We start from the raw sequence: 19,866 nt of genomic DNA, 5'->3' as shown, positions 1-19,866 counted from the left end.
AAGTTTGGCATGAGCTCGTTCTCAATGGCGTTGGCGGTCAAACGATCGCACAAGCCCAGGAGGTGATGCCATACGCCGAGTTTCTGAGCTGGATGAACTACCGCCGGAAAAGGGGAAGTTTCAATCAAGGGATGCGGACTGAGCGCGGTACCGCCCTGCTTGCAACTATCCTGCACAACATCCATAAGAAGAAGGACAGCGCTCCGGTCAGCTTTTATCACTTTGCGCCTTACCATGAGGAGCCCGCCATTTCGATGGAGGAGGCCATGGAGAAATGGAGATAGCCTGCTAGACTTCGGGAGAAATTTGCCGGAGCTATGCCTATGAAAAAAATCTCCCTTCTCTTCTTTGCTATCGGCCTCGGTGGCTGCGTTTCATCCCCGACTATTCCGGACGCCACCGAATTTGTGGAGCTCAACCCGGATCCCCCACCACCAGCATCAGTTGGACTATGGACGGGGGCGATGGGACCTTACATATCGACCATTGAAATAACTGAATCCGGTCGAGGCAGGCTGTGTAGCTCTTACGCTTCGTGGGAGGGGGTAATGGGTGTGAAGTACAGCTCAGGTCAACTTCACCACGTCGGGTTTGGCTCTGCCGACATCTCTATTGAGGGCCCGACCCTTGTTGTAGATCCGGATGACACGCTCTATCCGACCTATCGTTTTAAGTCAGACTTGGACCTAGTTGAGGCTGCGGATTACTGCAAGGCACAGCTGGGTAGCGGATGACCCTATTAAGTCGAACTTGAACCCGCCTTTTACGGCGGGTTTTTTATTGCCTGGAGAAAAGCATGTCCAGAAAGTCGCTTGGCACATTGACGCTCGACCTCATTGCCAAGGTTGGCGGCTTCGAGGCGGGTCTGGACAAAGCGTCGCGCAAATCCCAGAAAACCGCCAAGCAGATCGAAAAATATTCTAACCAGATCGGCGCCGCCCTCACTGCCGCCAGTGCGGCGGGGATTACCGCCATGACGGCTCTTGTCGGCTCAACTGTTAATAGTGCAAGGGAAATCAAAAACCTGTCTGCACTAGCCAACACTACGCCGCAGCAATTCCAGAAGCTCACCTATGCCTCGAAGAGATATGGAGTTGAGCAGGAAAAGATGGCGGATATCCTGAAGGATACCAACGATCGCATCGGTGATTTCATACAAACCGGTGGCGGCCCGATGGCTGACTTCTTCGAGAAGATTGCCCCGAAAGTTGGTGTGACTGCCAATGAGTTCGCCAGGCTTTCTGGGCCGGAAGCACTCCAACTCTATGTGAAAAGCCTCGAGCAGGCCGGCGTCAGTCAGAACGATATGACGTTTTATATGGAGGCGATCGCATCGGACGCCACTGCCCTGCTCCCGCTTCTTAGAGACAACGGTAAAGAGCTCAATAATCTTGGCGACGAAGCCCAGAGAACAGGAAACGTATTCTCAGAGCTGGAGTTTCAGCAGCTTGAGCAAGTACGTCGCGGGATGGATGAGCTTACCGGGGCTGCAACCGGGATGAAGAACGAGCTCGTTATGGGAGCGCTTCCAGCAATTGAAGATCTGGTCGATTTCCTGAGCAACGAGCAAACCATGAATTCCGCCCAGGCTCTTGGTTCCGCAGTTGTTATCTCAATGAACAAGGCGGCGCAGGCCATCGACGGCGCAATAAAGGTCGCGCAATTCCTGGCAGAAGAGCTGGCGGCCATGACGGCCGGAGCCGCCTCTGACGATATCGTGCGGATCGAAGATGAGCTGGAAACTCTATACTCCATGCTCGACAACCCTACCAACCGTGTCCGCTTCTTTGGCAAAGATGGCATTGTCGCTTACTACGACAAAGACGAAATATGGCAGATGATCGCCGACACGGAAAACAAGATCGTCGACTTCAGGAAGCGAATGGCTCAGAACAGCCGGAATGCGCCAGTCGTCGAGCTTGTTGGCATGCCTGAAATTCCCGAAACTGCTTCCGGTGCTGCTGGTGGATCTGGAGGCTCTGAATTCAGTGACGAATATGGAAGACTCAAGGCATCTCTGGATGAAAGATATGCCATCCAGGTGGAGTACCAGGAGAGGCTGAAGGAGATCCGACAGGCATACGCTGCGGGTGAAATAGAGCAGGCCGAGAAGATTGAGCTGGAGAAGCTGGCGGCCCAGCAAAGAGTCAGGGAAGAGTTCGAATTCGACACTCAGCGGGAGCAATACGACTCCCACCTCGAGCTATACCAGGAGTTCCAGGAAGAGCAGACCCGCCTCGCCGAGAAGGAAGCGAAAAAACGAGCTCAAGTTGAAGAACAGGCACAATCTGCAATTACGAATATGCATTATTCCACTTGGCAGGCGGCCGCAGGATTTCTCAACACTTTTGCAGGCGAGAGCAAGGCTGCGGCCCTTGCCTCCATTGCCATTACCAAAGGCCTTGCGATTGCTCAGACGCTCGCCCACACGCAGACGGCGTCTATGCTCGCATACTCCAGCCAACTGGTTCCTGGCGATCCAACTTCGGTTGCACGCGCTGCGGCTGCGGCTTCTGCTGTTCAGTCGCTAGGTGCCATAAAAGTAGGCTTGATTGCCGCCACGGGCCTCGCGCAAGCCTATCAAGCCACAAGCGGTGGAGGGGCGGTCGGCACCGGCGGATATTCCTCAAGCGGCACCAATCCCCCAGTACCTACCAATACAGATCCGACCTATTCAGAAGACCTCGAAGACGATCGTCGTGGTGTCCAGATCATCTTCAACGGCGATGTAAATGGATTGGATGCTGACCAAATATCAAGGTCGATTAAAGATCACCTTGATTCAACAGACTTTGTTCTAATCGAGCCCGCCTCTCGTAATGGCCGGGCCCTTTCAAACGGCTGACGATTACTTATGGCAACGATCACGTTCATAGCGGAGCGTTCGCTGGTCTCCGGGCACGTCGCCGGGGATCAGATTATTTTCGAAGTACCACTCTCAAAATCATCCGCAAACCGAAGCCCGCGTCGAGCCGTGGAAGAAACAAAGAGCCTTTCCGGGCGGCGAATGACGCGGTTGATGCACCGCGAGAACCTTCGGAACCTTCAGACGCCCCCGTTTAATGACGACGCTCTGAAAGCTCAGATTGTGGAGTTTCTAGATTCCGTGGTCGCCGGTGAAGCTTGGACCCTCGATCTGTTCGGCACCCCAGACGCTCCCGACTCCCCCCAGACCTTTATCATCCAGGGCGACTACAGGGAAACGTTTGTCGATCAAACCGGTTTTTGGCAATACGCCTGGCAGGCAGTTGAAGCATGAGAATAGACACCCCAGAGTTTTCCCAGCTTAACCAAGCCCGGGCACAGGAGCCCGCCTTCGTTGTCGAGATAGCATTCGATGACGCTGGCAGTGACCTGGTGTATTTGACCAGCCATACCATTGAAGGCCTCACCGGTGAAATATTCGATCGCGTCCTGACTGACATTTCCGGTACCACCCAGAAGATCAATCCGGATAAGGCGCTGTCTGAGATCGGCGCCCTGTCCTTCTCGGCCCTCGATGACGGCCTGACGGACAAGCAGCGATCAAAACTCAGTGCCGGGCTAGGGCTGCGTGGTAAGCGGGCCCGGTTCTATGCTGGCTTCCGTGGACTGGACTGGTCTACCTACACACTGGTTCAGACCCAGATCATCCGATCTGCCAGTTACAAGGGTCTGGTCTATTCCTGGAAGTGTTCCGACATCCAGCGCGAGATGCGGAAGAACGTCTTCGAGGTCAAGTCCACATCACTGGCAAAAACTCTCGAGCCCGATGATGACGAGGTCGAGGTCTTCAACACCGAAGGCTTCCAGACCGTAAAGCAGCCGCCCTCCCCCTCTGGCCGGACCGATGCCCCGGGCCAGACTGTCGGTTACATCATCCTGGAAGAGGATGGCCAGAAAGAAATCATCCGCTACACCGGTAAAACGTCGACAACGTTCACCGGCTGCACGCGTGGTGTGCTGGGTACCCGGCCGATTCGTGTCGAGAAATCCGAGGACGAAGGCGCGGACAACGCCCCCAAGGTGGAAGAGTACGTTTACCTGGAAATGCCCGCGCCGATGCTGGCCTACGCCATCCTGACCGGGAACATCTATGGTGAGCCGGGGGAGACCCTGCCGGACCACTGGCATCTTGGCATTGCTCCGGAGTTCATTCGTACATCCGACTACGTCAACATCGGTGAGGACCTGTGGGACCTATCGAACCCTGATATCGGCCTGGCCGCCCGCATTGCAGGCGTCACCGACGAGGATGGCAAGCAGTTCGTGGAGGAACAGTTCTTCCTGCTGATGGGCTGCTATGCACCGATCTATGCCAATGGGGAGATTGGTCTCCGGAGAATGACTGGGGTGGTGTCATCCGCCACGGCCACCCGCACCCTGGACCGCGAGAATGTCGCAGGGTATGGCGCGCTGCAGCACGACATGGAAGCGATCATCAACCGGATCGTTATCAGTTGGAACTGGGTGGATCAGCGGGAGGAGTTCACCCGGACAAACCTGCTGATTGACCAGAAATCTATCGATACCCACGGCGATGCGGACCTCAAGCAGCTAGAGTTCCGTGCACTCCACGGATCCCGCCACTCCTACAACACCCTGAGACATCGCTTTGACGCCCTGCGCGATCGCTACGCCGGCCCGCCCCTGCGGATCTCCCTGGAGTTGATGCCGGACCAGAACGATCTGGAGGTGGGTGATATCGTCCGCCTAAAGCTGGCGGAGGTCGAAGACTACACCGGCGAACTCGTCGGCATCGACCGAGCCTTCGAGATCCAGCAGGTAAAGGTGAACTGGAAAACCGGTCGCGTCGACGTTGAGCTATTCGGCAGCTCCCAGAAAGCGGAGCCCCTGCCCCCGGAACAACCAGGTGCTGCTCTCCCAGAAACCGTGTACGCCGTAGCTGGAGCAACAGAGATTAACGCGGTGAACTTCCCAGGGGCTGTCAGCTCTTCCAGCGGCATAACCAGCATTACGGATGATATCGATCTGGCTGGCCACGATGATCTCCGCGATCCTTCGGCGATCTACTATTGCCTCGAGGACCTGACCATCAATGCGGGCGTGACTGTCACGGTTAACAGAAACACCCAGCTCCGCGTAAAAGGTTTCTTCCAGGTTAACGGAAAGATCGATGGCAAGGCCCGGGGGTGGGATGGCGGACTGGGCATGGATTTCGTGCCAGGTGCCAACGTTGAGAACCTTGAAGCCAGTCTGGCGAAGCTGTACCCCATCAATAGTGGATATATCGGGCAGCCTGCGGGTGGCGGTGGTGTGAACACCTCTCCGGGTGGATCTGAGCACGGCGTCGAGGCAACGCTCATCGAGAAGTTCGTAACGGACACTCGTAACCGTGGTGCGAACCCTTCGGCGCGCGAGATTGCGTTAGACCTGGTGGAGGGAAACCTGGAGGGGCTGCCTTCAAAACTCGTTGGCCAACCCGGATCCGGTGGTGGATCCGCGGTCCAGATCAACACAAACATCAACGATGTTCCGCGCCGCCCGGGAATCGATGGCCAGCGCGCTCGCAAAGTCTTTGGCCCCCAGACCTTCCAGCCGCAATCTCTGTCCTATATTCGATACAGGGCTGCTGGCGGTGCCGGCGGTAAAAGCGGCGCGGGATTGTTTATCCTTTGCAGCGGTTCGGAGCTTGGATCTGGCGGGGAAATCGATCTTTCAGGCGAGGCTGGCCACCCGGCAGACAGCGCTCAATATGCAATACCCAGCGGTACCAGCGGCCCGTTCGATAATAAAGATCTCTATGGCGGCAGGGGCGCCGGCGGGTCTCCCGGGGCAATGTATGTCGCCGTGGTTGGTGCCACCAGCAACCCGCCCACGCTCACATCCGCGAACTCGTCGTTCTATTATGGCGACTCATCCTCTAACCAGGCAGAAGTCACCATTGCGGCTGAGGCAGGTCGGGGCATCCAATACTCATCATTGGGCCCGGGCGTTTCCAGTTTCACGGTTAATGGCGCCCACAACGATCAGCCAAGGGGAAACCCGAACGAGTATGTGGGTTTTACTCGCATTCAGTTTATCAACGGCGAAATCGAACCCGCACCAGATGTGCCTGAGCACAGTGAGAAGCCGGCGGCGATCCTGGTTACCGAGGCGCTGAACACTCCGAAGACGCCCAACGCGAACATCTCAACACTGGAAGTCTCTGTCACGGCCCCGGCGGATAGCGCTTACAGCTATGCATTGGTGGAGTTCCGGCCCCAAGGCCAGGCAGGATGGACAGAGGCCGGCCCTGCCTCACCGGAGGCCCTGATCACCGTGGCCTCGGATGGCACCACATATGATATCCGCGCCCGATCAGTGTCGACCACCGGCGTGATATCGAACGACTTCATTTCCACGGCGATCACGACCACGAAAATCATCGGTGCAGAACCTGGTGATCCAAATGTCGACGAGAAGATCCGGATTCCACGAGTTCGAGGACTGGAGCTTGAGGGGCAAGGGAACGACACGGAGTTTACCGGGCGAGACGCAAAGTTCGTGTGGCGGGCCACTTCCATCGGCGAATGGTTCGAGATCGGTTCGGAGGGTCAGCTCGGCGCCAGCGCCGGTGAACTGGATCTGTACTTCCGTGATTACCAGGTGGAGATCTGGGCCCAGAACAAGATCGTCAGGACTGAATGGGTCCAGGATCCTGCATTTGTTTATCTCTATGAGAAGAATGCTGAGGACTATGCCCGGGAAAACGGATCCGCCGGCGCCTGGCGATCGTTCGAGATACGCGTGTATTGTCGAGGACGCCTCAACCAGGTGAGCGATGTGGCGGCCAGCCTGTCCGTAAGCAACCCTGCCCCAACAAACATCACCGGCCTGGCTGTCACTGCCGGCTTCAATGCCCTAGAAATCGCATACACGAAGCCGAGCGACCTGGACTTTGCCGGTGTCCAGGTGTGGGTTTCGGCCACGTCCGGGTTTGATCCGGATGTCGTTTCTCCGGTGGCCACCATCAGCGACAACAGTTATGTAGCTGGCGGGCTGAACCAGGGGCAGAACTACTACATCCGGCTGCGGCCTTTTGACGCTTTCGGTATCGAGGGAACCACACCTACTGCCGAGATCATGGTGACCACCCGCACGGGCCAGCAGCTGGCGGGCCTGAGCGGATGGGCTTATGAGCTGGATCCGGTCGATGAGCAGTTCATTAACGACAACCTGGCTGGTGACGCGATTCCGTCTCAGAAGATTAAGAATGTGACGGCGGCCAAGGTGACTACCGGCACGCTCTTAGCCACCGAGACCGTCACCACTGAAGGCTTGATCAGGGCCGTCGACGATATCAATACACCGACTGTACAGGCCGGCCTTGGCCCAGTGGAGCTCACTCTGGGTGGAGTTCCGTTCACTGCCCTCATGTGGTCTTTCAATGCCGCGGGCGTCACGTTCGCCACCGACGAGCTGGGCAATGTTTACCTCAGCGGGGAAATTGAGGCGTCGAGCTTCACCAACGATGAATTGAGCATTGATGCTCAGGGCAACCTTGTCAGCACTGGAACATTCACGTTTGGTGATGTGGGTGGCGGCGAATATGTCCAGTTCGACGGAACAAATCTGAACATAGCCACGCCGTTCCTTCAGTTGGACGGGAGCAAGGTTGTACTGGGAGATGATGCTACGGACCAGTACGTAAGCTATGACGGCACAACGGTCGAGCTTGGCCCTGGTGTGACTATCGGGAAAAACACCGATAGGACGGTGACGGTAGGCGCGGGAGGTGACTACGCAACGATAAACCTGGCGCTTGAAGCTCTGAGCAGGGTTGTTCCTGCCTACAAGTCCGGTGGGTTCAACGCAACCATTGAGTTGATGAGCGGATTTGTTATAGCCGAACAGATCTACGTCAACGGTATTGACCTTTCCTGGATCACGATAAGTAGTGCCAGCGGGGAGATCCACCAGATAGATGAAACGGCCATAACCGAAAACACAGCTTTGGTGGGAACTGTGCACGCCGTCTGGAACTGCATCGGGGGCGGTCGTTCTCCGAGAATAAACTTCAGAATGGGTTACTCGACAGGTGTGACACCCAGATCAGGAATTTATTGCCGCGGGGAAGGAAGCGTAGTCGCCGCAGACCAGATCTATATCGAGAATGCAGGGTACTTTTCCATTCTTTGTGTTGGTGGGGGAATTGTCCATTCCGATGGAGACGTTGAGTGTTATGACACTCAAATTGATAACGGGATTGAAGTTGCCAACAACTCAATAATAAGGGTTACGGGAAGCTTGACTTCGAATGGAGGGGGAAATCGTGGCTTGGTTGTGGGCAGCAGTTCCACGGTAAATGTCACAGAAGATATCAACTGCAATAACAACGGCTCTGGAATTGCTGTTCAGGGTGTTTCGTCCATCACTTGCGGGTCAGAAATAACCTGCGACAGCAACGCTAATAGACCCCTTTTCATGGTCGGCAGCTCGACGATACGGGCGTCATCTATGGTGACAACCAACAATGGTTCGAGCGCATTCATGACCGATTCTTGCGAAGTGCATACGTCGTTCCAGTGGGATGCCAGCAACACGGGAGGCGTCTTTATGGAGCGGTCCTGCACGGCCAGAGTAGGGTCGAACTTAAATTGCGGTCCTGACGATTTGACCATGGTTGATGGGTGCTTCGTTAGCAGGTCGTCGGCGTCTACCGGGGGCGTCGTGAATGTGACTCCAAATGGGATCAGCGGAGACGGAATACTTCTTGAGTTCAACCCTAGCGGGCCAGGTTAAGGCTCACGATGTTTGAGGATGATATATGAGTCAGTACAAAACGGGTGCAGTCTCAGTAACAAACGGCAGCCAGGTAGTCACCGGCACCGGCACGCTGTGGCTTTCCAATGTCAGCCCGGGCGATGGCTTCACCGTTGCTGGCACCGGTGTTCCGTATACAGTGGGTAGCGTTGATAGCGACACGCAGATCACGCTGAACGCCAACTACGCTGGACCGTCGGGCTCTGGTCTGGCCTATGCGATCTGGCGAGACTTCACGGCACAAAACAATCTACCCGAGATGAGCCAAGGGGATATAGAAACAGCAACTACATTCACCCGAGCCATGCGCCTTATTGACGGCTCCCTAGCTGATATTCAAGGCGACTACTACAAATCTGACAATATCCTAGGTACAGCCTCCCAATCAGGCGGCATTCCAACTGGCGCCATCATCGAGCGCGGCAGTAATGCGAACGGGGAGTACACCAAGTTTGCGGACGGAACACTAGAATGCTCTGCCATTCTTCAAATCGATTATGACACAGCCAACCGCATGCGTGTCGATTGGACTTACCCTGCGGCTTTTGCGGACATTCCTCGGTGGACAGCCAACCTCGTAGGCTACGGCGCCAACGGGACTGTGAATTTCTCTTTTACCAACAGAACATTTGTAAACACAATAGGGGAACTTACCGTATCCTGCCCCTCCGGTACGGCGTCGGGCAACAGCCTCTCCCTGACAGTTTACCGACCCTCCGGGTCTGCCGACTTCGCCAGCGGAGATAAAGCGAATGTGTCAGTTATCGTTAAGGGGAGGTGGTTCTAATGCTGAACCTCAACTTTTCACCGGTGCGCGCCGAAGAGAAGCAGCCGGAAGTCTTTTTTGAGCATCCGGTGCTGATCGTGGATGGCGCACAGTATGACCTTTCTGAACTCCCCGACGGGGCTACAGCGAAGCATTCTTTGCTGGGCACGGTAGAGCGCAGTGGTGACAACTACGAATGCACCCTACACTTGCCACACGGCTCTAACGCTCCGGAATCAACGCGCTTTCCCGATCCGATCGAAGTAACGCGCGATGGCCCTGTGGAATTACCAGCCTACGACAATCCGGAGGTCATCAATGACCTGGCTGAATGATGCAGAAGTAAAAACCGCTGAGCAGAAGCAGGCTGAAGTAGAGGCCTCAATCCGAAGCCGCCTGACATCGGTGGTTCAGAGGCATCTGGACACCACTGCGCAGGAGCGAGGGTATGACGGCATCCTGAGCCTGTGCACCTATGCCGCCAGCCAGAACGGCAAGTTCCAGGCAGAGGGGCAGGCCGGGGTCGAATGGCGAGATAACGTATGGGCTACCTGTTACCAGGTAATGGGCGAGGTGGAAGCTGGTGACCGGCCGGTGCCGACTGAGCAAGAACTTCTGGCCGAACTACCAGCTTTCCAATGGCCGGACATCGCCTGATACTTTCGCATTGCAGGCATGTTGAGGGTGGCTCTACTCTGACTTTTGTCCGCGTTTGGTCTGGGAGACCCAGTGCGGTTTTGTGATGTTTACCGGCTCTAACCGGCTGGCAGTCCCGCCACCAAAACTATATTAGCATAGCCATCAGCCTCCTATTTACTATCCCTCTCCTTCGCTGAATTCCCCGCTTCGCAGATTCCATTCCTACGATCAACCCCGGTGTGACATTGTGCCGGGGCCTGCCTGCTGCGATAATTCCCGCCATGCCGTCGAATCGAATCCAAGCAAAGATCACTGTGAGTAACATTGTGAGTAACCCCGCCAGCATGGCGAAAAAACTCACCGCTAAAACGGGAGGTTATACACGCTATGTTGCTGATGATCGATAACTACGACTCCTTCACCTACAACGTGGTGCAGTACCTGGCCGAGTTGGGCGAAGATGTTCATGTCTACCGCAACGACGAGATCACCGTGGAGGGCATTGAAGCCCTGAAACCGGAACGCCTCGTTGTCTCTCCCGGCCCCTGTACGCCCAATGAAGCGGGCATTTCCATGGCCACCATCCGCCACTTTGCCGGCAAGTTGCCGATTCTGGGTGTGTGCCTCGGCCACCAGGCGATCGGGCAGGTGTACGGCGGGAAGATTATTCGCGCCGGGCAGGTTATGCACGGCAAGGTATCTGCGGTCTACCATCAGGACCAAGGCATTTTCCGTGGCCTGAGTAACCCGTTGAAGGCGACGCGCTATCACAGCCTGGTGATCGACAAGGAAACCCTGCCCGATTGTCTGGAAGTCACTGCATGGACTCGCAATGACGATGGCTCGGTGGAGGAAATCATGGGTGTTCGGCACAAAACATTGCCCATCGAAGGTGTCCAGTTCCATCCAGAGTCTATTATGACGGAACAGGGCCATGAGCTGCTGCGCAACTTTCTGAAGACACGATAAGAGGCCACCACATGGACATGAAAGAAGCACTGAACCGCATCGCCTCCAATCTGGACCTGTCCACGGAGGAAATGAAGGACGTTATGCGCATCGTCATGAAGGGTGAAGCCACCGATGCGCAGATTGGAGCCTTTCTCATGGGATTGCGCCTCAAGAGCGAAACCATCGACGAAATCACCGGCGCCACCGAAGTCATGCGGGAGCTGGCCACCCGCGTAACGGTCAACGCCGACCCGCTGGTGGATATCGTGGGCACCGGCGGTGACGGTGCCAATCTGTTCAACGTATCCACCGCCGCGTCTTTTGTGGTGGCAGCGGCAGGCGGATTTGTCGCCAAGCATGGCAACCGCGCAGTGTCTTCCAAAAGTGGCAGCGCGGACCTGGTGGAAAAGCTGGGCATCAACCTGCAGATGGCGCCCGAGGAAGTCGCCCGCTGCGTTGAGGAAATCGGCGTCGGATTCATGTTCGCCCCGGCTCATCATGGCGCCATGAAACACGCCATCGGGCCGCGCAAGGAACTGGGTTGCCGCACCATCTTCAATATTCTTGGCCCCATGACCAATCCCGCCAGCGTCAAGCGCCAGTTGATCGGTGTGTTCACGAAAGAGCTGTGCCGCCCCATGGCGGAGGTTCTGCACCGCTTGGGCGCCGAGCACATCATGGTGGTGCACTCGAAAGATGGCCTGGACGAAATCAGCCTGGCCAGCGCCACCCATGTGGCGGAGCTGAAAAACGGCGAAGTCACTGAGTACGACATCACCCCGGAAGACCTGGGCATCAAGAGCCAGGCGTTGGTTGGTCTCACGGTGGATACCGCAGAAGACTCCCTGAAACTGATCCGTGCCGCCTTCGGTCGTGGCCATGATGAAATGGCTGAGAAAGCCCGCGACCTGATCGCCCTGAACGCCGGCGCAGCAATTTATGTGGCTGGCCTGGCAAAAACGGCGACGGAAGGCGTAGAGATGGCGCTGGACGCTATGGGCTCAGGTTTGGCAGCCGGCAAGATGTCCGAGCTTGCTGACTTTTCGCAGTGTTTCTAATACGGGCCTGATAATGACTGACAGACATCTGGACAAAACGCCTACCATCCTGCGAAAGATCGTTGATCGGAAGTGGGAGGAAATTGATGAGCGTACGCGCAGGGTTTCCATTGGCGACCTGAAGGCCATGGCTGGCGATCAACCGCCAGCGCGGGGCTTTGCGAGCGCCCTTCGCCGACGCATCGAACAGCGAACGCCTGCAGTCATTGCCGAGATCAAAAAAGCCTCCCCCAGCAAAGGCGTTCTCCGCGATCCGTTTGTGCCCGAAGCTATTGCCGAAAGCTACGAAAAAGGCGGAGCCGCCTGCCTGTCAGTACTCACTGACAAAGACTTTTTCCAGGGCCATGAAGACTATCTCCAAGCCGCCCGCGCCGCCTGCAGCCTGCCGGTGATCCGCAAGGACTTTATGGTAGCGCCGTACCAAGTGTACGAAAGCCGGGCCATTGGGGCTGACTGCATCCTGCTGATCGCCGCCTGCCTGACCAGGGACCAGATGCAGGAGTTGGAAGGCATTGCCCATGAAATTGGCCTGGACGTGCTGGTCGAGGTTCACGACGGCGAGGAAATGAACGATGCCCTCACCCTGAAAACACCGCTGGTGGGCATCAACAACCGCAACCTGCACACCTTTGACGTCTCGCTGGATACCACCTTCGACCTGCATGAACGGATTTCGGCCGATCGCCTGACGATCACCGAAAGCGGCATCATGACCCGTGACGATGTGACAGCCATGACCGATCGCGGCATCTACGGCTTCCTGGTGGGAGAGTCGTTTATGAGGGCTGAAGAGCCAGGAAAAAGACTGGCCGAATTCTTCTTCCCTGACTACTGAATTTTCGATGAAGCTTTGGAAGACTACTCAGAAGTCTGAGCACTTTGTCGGATTTATGATTCAGAAATTGTGCGGAGCCAGGGATGGCGGAGCCCAAGCGCACACGGACGTGTTCACAGCGTATTTCTGAATCATAAATCCGACAAAGTGCCGGCACCAACCTAATTTTCAGGCTTCTCCAAGGCCTCCTGCAACAACGCCAGCAAATGCGCCGGCATGCCTTCAGCCAGCTTCAAGGCAGCCTCATGCCCACGCGGAGACATCTTGCCCCAGGTACGGCGGACAATCCGCAACCATTTCTCCCGGTCGTAATCGGCTTTTTCCTCATAGAAATCCGCGAAATAGCGTTCCAGGAAGACCATGCAGGCAACGTCTTCCAGCAGCTGTGTGTCTGCGTCCTTGCGCAACTCCCGCTTGGTCAGGATGGTTTCTACCTTCTGGCATTCTTCCTGCGGGAAGCCACACTCCGCCATGATTCCGGCAGCCCGGCGGCCATGCATACGGCCACAGGCCTGGCGCCACTCGTAATAGGCCTTGCGCCCCTCCGGGAAATCGCTACGGGGGATGGTCCAGCGCTCAATGTGCTGGGCGCGGCAGGCAATCTGCATGCGTTCAGAGGGCTGCGGCTCAAGCTCGAACAGCCAGCGGGACATGTGCTGGCTGTAGGCATATTCCTTGGGCAGGGATTCGCCGCCAACCTGCTCGACATTAGGGTCTGCGTGGTTGGCGGTATCGATCTTATGCAGGGCACAGGTCAGATGAGTCTGCTGGGTCATCGGGTCATACCTGGGCCGAGGAACGTTGCTTGATACGATCATACCAGGCCTGAAGGTTGGCCTGCTCGGGCTTGATGCGAATATCCACCACACGGGCGAAGGCCACGGTGGTAAAGGCATTGATATCCGCGGCCGTAAATCGGTCGCAACAAATGTATTCCCGGCCATCCAGGTGTTTATTCAGGAAGTGCATGAATTTTTCCACCGAGGTGCGGCACTCCTCACCCCATTCCTTGATCGGGTTCATGCGGTCCTTGAAATAGCCGCTGGTGTGCTGAAAACACATGCCGGTGGGCAGGAAGAAGGAGAACTCGATCCACCGCAGCCACTGCTCCACCTGCGCTTTCTCCAATGCGGTGTCCCCCAGCAGGGTTGGCGTGTCCGGATAGCTTTCTTCGAAATAGCGACAAATCGCCATGGTTTCAGCAATGCAGGTGCCGTCGTCCAGTTCCATTACGGGGACTTTCTTCATCGGGTTCCTGGCCGCGTACTCCGGCGTCAGGTTCTCACCCTTCTGCAGATCGATCTCGACAAACTCGGCCTTGTCCAACAGTCCCTTTTCAGACATGAACATCCTCACCCGACGTGGGTTGGGCGCGGTCTTGGTCTCAAAAATTTTCATTGCTATCGACTCCAATCCAAAACAGTAACTTGGGTGAATCTCAGGAATTGTGTAGAAGACTGACGCGGAACACCGGTTGCGTCAAGCAACCGTAATCATTTGGGCAGCCAGTTTTTTATCTGATGGATGACCCATTCAGGGTCGTCCATTGGCAGATCATGGCCAGCGGATGGATGGATTTTCAGTGTCCATTGCCAGCGCTGCTCAAACACCTTACTGCAGCTCCAATGAACAATACGGTCACCCTTGCTGGCGAGTACAAGTGCGTCAGGCAGAGGGCGTTGAGGCAGGGGTTTGTAGGCCATCGCCGCTTTCATCTGGGCATAGGCGTTGGCAAAGCCGACTGGCCTCTGACGTTGGATACTGTACCAGTGTTTCATCACGTCCAGATCGACCGGTCGGTTGCTCGTCAACCGCAGAATATCCGCCTCACGATCGAAAAGCTCCCGGCGTGCCAGAAGGCGAACGATACGAGGCCAGACCCCCGGACGCATCCGGCGCCAGGGCGGGCTGAATCCGGAACTCGTATTGATCAGCACCAGGTTCTGAATTTCACCCTCGGTGACATGCTGAGCCCAGTCCAGGGCGACCATTCCGCCCATGGACAGAGCGATGAGGTTGTATGGCGCTGGAATGTGACCAACACTGCGGCGAACCTTCTCCCGGATCTCCGCGATACGGTCAGGGCTGGGGTCCTTGAAGTGCACGCCCGTGCCCGGAAGATCAACCAGATGAAACTGATGGCCGGGAAAGGCTTCTTCAAGCCTGTGGGGAAAAGAACCCCAGTGTGACTGTTCCCGGGTCAGTCCGCGCAACAGAATCCAGTGCATTATCAGTGATGATCCCTGTACCAGTGGGCGATGGCGGCCTCCCTTAGCATGGACGCCTCATCCGCCTGCGGCAACCAGTTTTCATGATGGGCGGCCGCGCTGACGAGGAAATCGATAAAGGTCAGGTGACTTCTCAGTACGCGCCGATGGCGATGGGGAACCAGTGGATTGAAAAAGCCGTCCAGGCGCAGCAACTGCCGCGGGCGCTTCTTGATCCATCGCCAGGAGCCCAACTCCAGGGTAAGGGGAATGAAGGCGCCCTCACCGCTGCGGTTGATCTTCTTGTAGAAATAGTCCCACAGATCGCCGTGGGTCAGGTAATGACGGGACTGGGGCTCGAAGCGATAGTTGTGTTCCGGCCACGCCTGCTCCCAGATCAGCTTCAGCGCCATCACCGATTCAATCCGTCGCATGGGGCGACGACGGTAGGCATAGGGGAACCAAATCTGATCCTGCCAGCCGAAACCGGAATGACAGTCCAGTGCGACACTGAAAGGACGGCCGGGCAGGAGCTCCGATATCACCGACTCAAGGGCCTGGTTCTCCGCTTCCATACCCTGCTCGGGATCACCGATGAACCACGGCAGGCGCGGGGAGAAACGCTGCCCGCCCAGCAGGAACGCACTGCGGTCCTGGGCGGTGATGGGTGCGTTGCGCATCAGATCGACCCCGTTAGGGTTGCTGCGCTGATTGAGGTACATGCCACCGGGATTGAGAATGGGGAGCAGCGTAACCCGTACTTTTTTTAACAGGGCCTGGAGATGTCCGTCCCAGGAAATTCGCGCCAACAGATTGCGCAGCCAGGCCATCACGACTTCGCTGCCGATGCGCTCAAGACCGTGAACGCCACCCACCAGCATAACCACTGGCGCATCGGGTGCCTCGCTGCCGAGGTCAACCCGGTAGATTGGCAAGTCGATGTCTTTCAGGGCAACCCGAGAGAGCGTCTTCACAGCAACCTGTTCCGGCGCTTCCGCCAGCACACGCTCAAGACGAATCATTTCCGGCAGAAAGGTTCTCAGCAGGTGGCGTTGACGGCTATCCCGGCGGGCCTGTTCGGCAGGAATAGCAGAATGAGGAGTCAGTTTGCGCAATTCAGTCATGATGCTCTCCCGTTTAGGACAACCCTTCAAGCTACTGCTGAATTGCTTCAGTTCGTTGACACTGGGGCTCAAAACATGGAAAAGCATCTGCTTGTTTTGGCGACATTTTACATGAATGGCTTGTAACTCACGCTCAGGGCGTTACTCTTAAAGATACGTAGTAACCGAGGTCACAACATTTGTCTCGCCCTTTGAAAACGCAGTATCAGTACGGCGTCTTCACCTCTAGAGCGGTCTTTAGAACCGCTCCAGCGGATCTGTTTCCGCGTATTTTTAAAACCCATAAGGAGAACCGATCATGCGAAAGCTAACGCCAGTCGCGCTGCTTTGCGCGATGTCCGTGCCTGCACTTGCTCAGGCCGATTGCGGTGAAGTTTCCATCACCGAAATGGGCTGGGCATCCAACACCGTTGTCACCAGCGTCGCCAAATTCATCATGGAGCAGGGGTACGGCTGTGACGTCACCGTAGTCCCCTCCGACACCGTCCCGGCTGTTACCTCGGTCGCCGAAAATGGTGAGCCGGACATCGTTACCGAGCTATGGCTCAACTCCGCTGGCGAGGCCTACCTGGAACTGGAAGAGCAGGGCAAGATCGAGCGCCTGACCAAAGTATTGGAACCCGGTGGCGTCGAGGGTTGGTGGATTCCGACCTATCTGGCCGAAAAACACCCCGAACTGACCACTATCGAAGGTGTCATGGCAAACCCGGAACTGGTGGAAAACCGGTTTAACAACTGCCCGAGTGGCTGGGGTTGTCGTGTCGTCAGTGACAACCTGATCAGGGCGCTTGACCTTGAAAGCTCAGGCATTGAGGTGTTCAACCACGGTTCCGGTGAAACCCTGGCCTCGTCCATGGCCTCCGCCGTGCAGTCTGAAGAGCCCTGGTTTGGCTATTACTGGGGTCCCACTGTACCGCTCGGCAAGTTCGATATGACCCGCGTCGAACTGGGTGACTACAAGCCGGAGGTTCACACCCGCAACCAGACTCAGGATGCCGACAACCCTGGCGTATCTGAGTTCCCGGCCGCAACCGTACTGACCTCAGTGACCACGGATTTCAAGGATCGTGAACCGGAAGTCGCGGAAATGCTCAGCAAACTGACGTTCAAGACCGACACCATGAGCGCCCTGCTGGCGTGGATGGACTCCAACAACGCGTCTGCAGAAGAAGCGGCCGTGTATTTCCTGAGCAACAACAGCGACGAGTGGTCAAGCTGGCTGAACGATTCGGCCAAGAAACGCCTGGCTTCGGTGCTGGGAGAATAATCTCCCCACCTACCCTGACAGGGCCGGCCACCGGCCCTGTCAAACCGAACTGGCAAATTCACTTGACCTGTTCACACCTGAATGCTCCTGGGAACTGACTGTAAATGGCAACCTACGATTTCGTGTTTTCATCACTGGGACTGGAAGACTGGTGCTCAGATGGCCAAAGTGATGCCCCCATGTCGATGGCGGCGTTGCTGCAAAAAACCAAAGGAACGGACGCCGAAGCAGAGTCACTATGGGACCTGCCTTTTCCATCCATGGACGCGCTTAATGACTCCTGCGCGGCCTTCCCCAAATCGCGGGAACTGACAAAAGGTCTTGAAGAGGGCTTCCTGTCCATCAAGGACAGTCTGAGCGTTGTTCTGGACCCTTTGACCCAACCGCTAAGCTGGTTCCTCGACGGGACACTCTACGGCATGCTGAACACGCCCTGGTGGATCGTGATCCCGGCATTGCTTGCGGTGGTGTTTGTCGTCACCAAATCCTGGAAGCTGGTAGGATTCGTGGCCGGCAGCCTGATTCTGCTGGCCTTTATTGACTACTACCAGTACGCAATGGAGACGCTGTCGATCATCTTTGTCTGCGCGTTTCTCTGTGTGCTGCTGGGCGTGCCCATCGGCATTGCCATGTCCCGAAGCGACATGATGCAACGCCTGACCATTCCCGTGCTCGACATGCTGCAGACACTGCCGCCCTTTGTGTACCTGATTCCGCTGATTTTCCTGTTCAGCGTGACTGAGTCCAAGCTCTACGGCATTGCCATCATCCTGTACGCCATCGTGCCGGTCATCCGTCTCACCAACCTGGGTATCCGCCTGGTGGACAAGGACGTGATCGAAGCCGCCGATGCCTTTGGCATGACCAGCCAGCAAAAACTCTTCAAGGTCCAGATTCCACTGGCGCTGCCCAACATCATGGCGGGTGTAAACCAGACCATTATGATGAGCCTGGCCATGGTGGTTATCGCTTCCCTCGTGTCGGCACCGGGGCTCGGGGTGCTGGTGCTTCAGGGCATTCGCAACCTGGAGCTGGGTGTCGGGCTGGTTGCCGGTCTTGGCATCGTTATTCTGGCGGTGATCCTTGACCGGGTAACCAAGGCATCACTGGCGCGCATCAACGCCTCACAGAAACAGTAAGGGAGCGAATCGTGGACCGGGATATCAAGATTTCCATCCGGAACCTCTACAAGATTTTCGGCCCCATTCCCGATGTGGCCCTGGCGTATGTGCGTCGGGGTATGGGAAAGGCCGAACTGCTGGAAAAGCACAACCACGTACTGGGCCTTCAGGATATCAACGTCGATATGCGTGAAGGCGAGATCACCGTCATCATGGGCCTGTCGGGCTCAGGCAAGTCCACCTTGATACGCCATCTCAATCGGCTGATCGAACCCACTGCCGGCGAAATCGAGGTAGACGGCAAGAACGTGCTCAACTTCGACGAGGATGGGTTGCGGAAACTGCGACGTGAACAGATGTCGATGGTTTTCCAGAAATTCGCCCTGCTCCCCCACAAGACCGTGCTGGAGAACGCCGGCATGGCGTTGCTGGTAAGGGGCCATACGGTGCGGGACTTTGAGGACGAAGCCAAGAAATGGCTCGCCCGGGTGGGGCTGGAAGGCAACGAGAACCAGTATCCTCACCAGCTATCCGGTGGTATGCAGCAGCGCGTGGGCATTGCCCGGGCACTGGCATCCAACTCGCCTGTGATGCTGATGGACGAGGCCTTCTCGGCCCTGGACCCACTGATTCGCTCCGACATGCAGGACCTTCTGCTGGAGTTGCAGGAGGAACTGAAGAAAACCGTGGTGTTCATCACCCACGACCTGGACGAAGCGCTAAAGCTGGCGGACCACCTGGTCATTCTCAAGGACGGGCACATCGTCCAGCAGGGAGAACCCCAGGAAATTCTCATGCAGCCCAACGATCCGTACATCACGGATTTCATCAGCGACATCAATCGCGCGCGGGTTCTGAGAGTGCGTTCGGTGATGGAAAAAACCACGGAGCCACCCGCTGACTGTGCCGGCGACATTTCCGACCGGGACAACCTGGAGTCAGTGATCGCCAGGTCCGAGGGCGATACCGACCTTGTCTATCGGGTGGTCAAAAAAGGCAATCAGGTAGGCATTCTCGAAATGAAAGAACTGGTCAAGGCACTGGTGCCGGTCGATGCTTCGGAAGGAGACAATCGCAGCCGTTATTGATCGGAGGTCATTCCGGTGGAGGTGGGCACCCGGATGACAGCATCGTGACAGGCGAGCTATTATAA

At 56.5% G+C, this 19,866-nt stretch carries 18 protein-coding genes; 14 read left to right on the top strand and 4 right to left on the bottom strand.

Translation table 11 applies throughout. The features are described 5' to 3' along the window. The first annotated feature begins 65 nt into the window (after positions 1-65). The 11 genes from MDG893_RS10635 to trpC all read left to right on the top strand — a co-directional run bounded on the left by MDG893_RS10635 (position 66) and on the right by trpC (position 12,994). A complete protein-coding gene (locus MDG893_RS10635) occupies positions 66-284 on the top strand; it encodes a phage tail assembly protein T (protein ID WP_007153787.1) in 219 nt (72 codons plus the stop codon). A gap of 39 nt (positions 285-323) precedes the next feature. Further along, entirely contained in the window at positions 324-734 is a 411-nt protein-coding gene (locus MDG893_RS20505) for a J517_1871 family lipoprotein (protein ID WP_007153786.1), read from the top strand. Between the two features lie 62 nt (positions 735-796). Then, a complete protein-coding gene (locus MDG893_RS20500; RefSeq protein WP_007153785.1) occupies positions 797-2,845 on the top strand; it encodes a cell envelope integrity TolA family protein in 2,049 nt (682 codons plus the stop codon). Positions 2,846-2,854: 9 nt separating this feature from the next. Continuing rightward, on the top strand, positions 2,855-3,259 hold the full coding sequence (locus MDG893_RS20930) for a hypothetical protein (RefSeq protein WP_007153784.1): 405 nt from the start codon (positions 2,855-2,857) through the stop codon (positions 3,257-3,259). Beyond that, positions 3,256-8,724 carry a phage tail protein gene (locus MDG893_RS10615; protein ID WP_007153783.1) on the top strand — a complete coding sequence of 1,823 codons (5,469 nt, stop codon included), beginning with the start codon at positions 3,256-3,258 and terminating at the stop codon, positions 8,722-8,724. Before MDG893_RS20930 ends, MDG893_RS10615 begins: the two co-directional genes overlap by 4 nt. A 25-nt stretch (positions 8,725-8,749) precedes the next feature. After that, positions 8,750-9,532, top strand: a complete 783-nt coding sequence (locus MDG893_RS20925) for a hypothetical protein (protein ID WP_007153782.1) — start codon at positions 8,750-8,752, stop codon at positions 9,530-9,532. Beyond that, a complete protein-coding gene (locus MDG893_RS10605; RefSeq protein WP_007153781.1) occupies positions 9,532-9,846 on the top strand; it encodes a hypothetical protein in 315 nt (104 codons plus the stop codon). Before MDG893_RS20925 ends, MDG893_RS10605 begins: the two co-directional genes overlap by 1 nt. After that, positions 9,830-10,168 carry a hypothetical protein gene (locus tag MDG893_RS10600; RefSeq protein WP_007153780.1) on the top strand — a complete coding sequence of 113 codons (339 nt, stop codon included), beginning with the start codon at positions 9,830-9,832 and terminating at the stop codon, positions 10,166-10,168. The genes MDG893_RS10605 and MDG893_RS10600 overlap by 17 nt, the downstream gene beginning before the upstream one ends. Before the next feature lie 369 nt (positions 10,169-10,537). After that, positions 10,538-11,119, top strand: a complete 582-nt coding sequence (locus tag MDG893_RS10590) for an aminodeoxychorismate/anthranilate synthase component II (protein WP_007153778.1) — start codon at positions 10,538-10,540, stop codon at positions 11,117-11,119. An 11-nt stretch (positions 11,120-11,130) separates the two neighbouring features. Next, positions 11,131-12,159, top strand: a complete 1,029-nt coding sequence (gene trpD, locus MDG893_RS10585) for an anthranilate phosphoribosyltransferase (protein WP_007153777.1) — start codon at positions 11,131-11,133, stop codon at positions 12,157-12,159. Between the two features lie 13 nt (positions 12,160-12,172). Further along, entirely contained in the window at positions 12,173-12,994 is an 822-nt protein-coding gene (gene trpC, locus MDG893_RS10580; protein ID WP_007153776.1) for an indole-3-glycerol phosphate synthase TrpC, read from the top strand. 161 nt (positions 12,995-13,155) lie between these two features. Here trpC and MDG893_RS10575 read toward each other — a convergent pair whose 3' ends face one another. The 4 genes from MDG893_RS10575 to MDG893_RS10560 form a co-directional block, all read right to left on the bottom strand. Then, entirely contained in the window at positions 13,156-13,770 is a 615-nt protein-coding gene (locus tag MDG893_RS10575; RefSeq protein WP_007153774.1) for a DUF4202 domain-containing protein, read from the bottom strand. Positions 13,771-13,774: 4 nt separating this feature from the next. After that, on the bottom strand, positions 13,775-14,392 hold the full coding sequence (locus MDG893_RS10570) for a glutathione S-transferase family protein (RefSeq protein ID WP_007153773.1): 618 nt from the start codon (positions 14,390-14,392) through the stop codon (positions 13,775-13,777). Between the two features lie 95 nt (positions 14,393-14,487). Then, positions 14,488-15,222: an alpha/beta fold hydrolase gene (locus tag MDG893_RS10565; protein WP_007153772.1), complete on the bottom strand. Its 735-nt coding sequence runs from the start codon at positions 15,220-15,222 to the stop codon at positions 14,488-14,490. 2 nt (positions 15,223-15,224) lie between these two features. After that, the gene (locus MDG893_RS10560) at positions 15,225-16,325 is read right to left on the bottom strand and encodes a M14 family zinc carboxypeptidase (RefSeq protein ID WP_007153771.1); all 1,101 of its coding nucleotides are present in this window, start codon (positions 16,323-16,325) and stop codon (positions 15,225-15,227) included. Between the two features lie 298 nt (positions 16,326-16,623). Between MDG893_RS10560 and MDG893_RS10555 the strand changes: the two genes are divergently transcribed. The 3 genes from MDG893_RS10555 to MDG893_RS10545 all read left to right on the top strand — a co-directional run bounded on the left by MDG893_RS10555 (position 16,624) and on the right by MDG893_RS10545 (position 19,801). Next, entirely contained in the window at positions 16,624-17,592 is a 969-nt protein-coding gene (locus MDG893_RS10555; protein ID WP_040474509.1) for an ABC transporter substrate-binding protein, read from the top strand. Positions 17,593-17,696: 104 nt separating this feature from the next. Next, positions 17,697-18,731, top strand: coding sequence for an ABC transporter permease (locus MDG893_RS10550; RefSeq protein ID WP_007153769.1), 1,035 nt, complete (start codon positions 17,697-17,699; stop codon positions 18,729-18,731). 11 nt (positions 18,732-18,742) lie between these two features. After that, entirely contained in the window at positions 18,743-19,801 is a 1,059-nt protein-coding gene (locus MDG893_RS10545) for a quaternary amine ABC transporter ATP-binding protein (RefSeq protein WP_007153768.1), read from the top strand. Positions 19,802-19,866: the final 65 nt, after the last annotated feature.

Source organism: Marinobacter algicola DG893 (assembly GCF_000170835.1).
Lineage (GTDB): Bacteria > Pseudomonadota > Gammaproteobacteria > Pseudomonadales > Oleiphilaceae > Marinobacter > Marinobacter algicola.
This window is presented reverse-complemented; position numbering and strand designations above follow the sequence as displayed.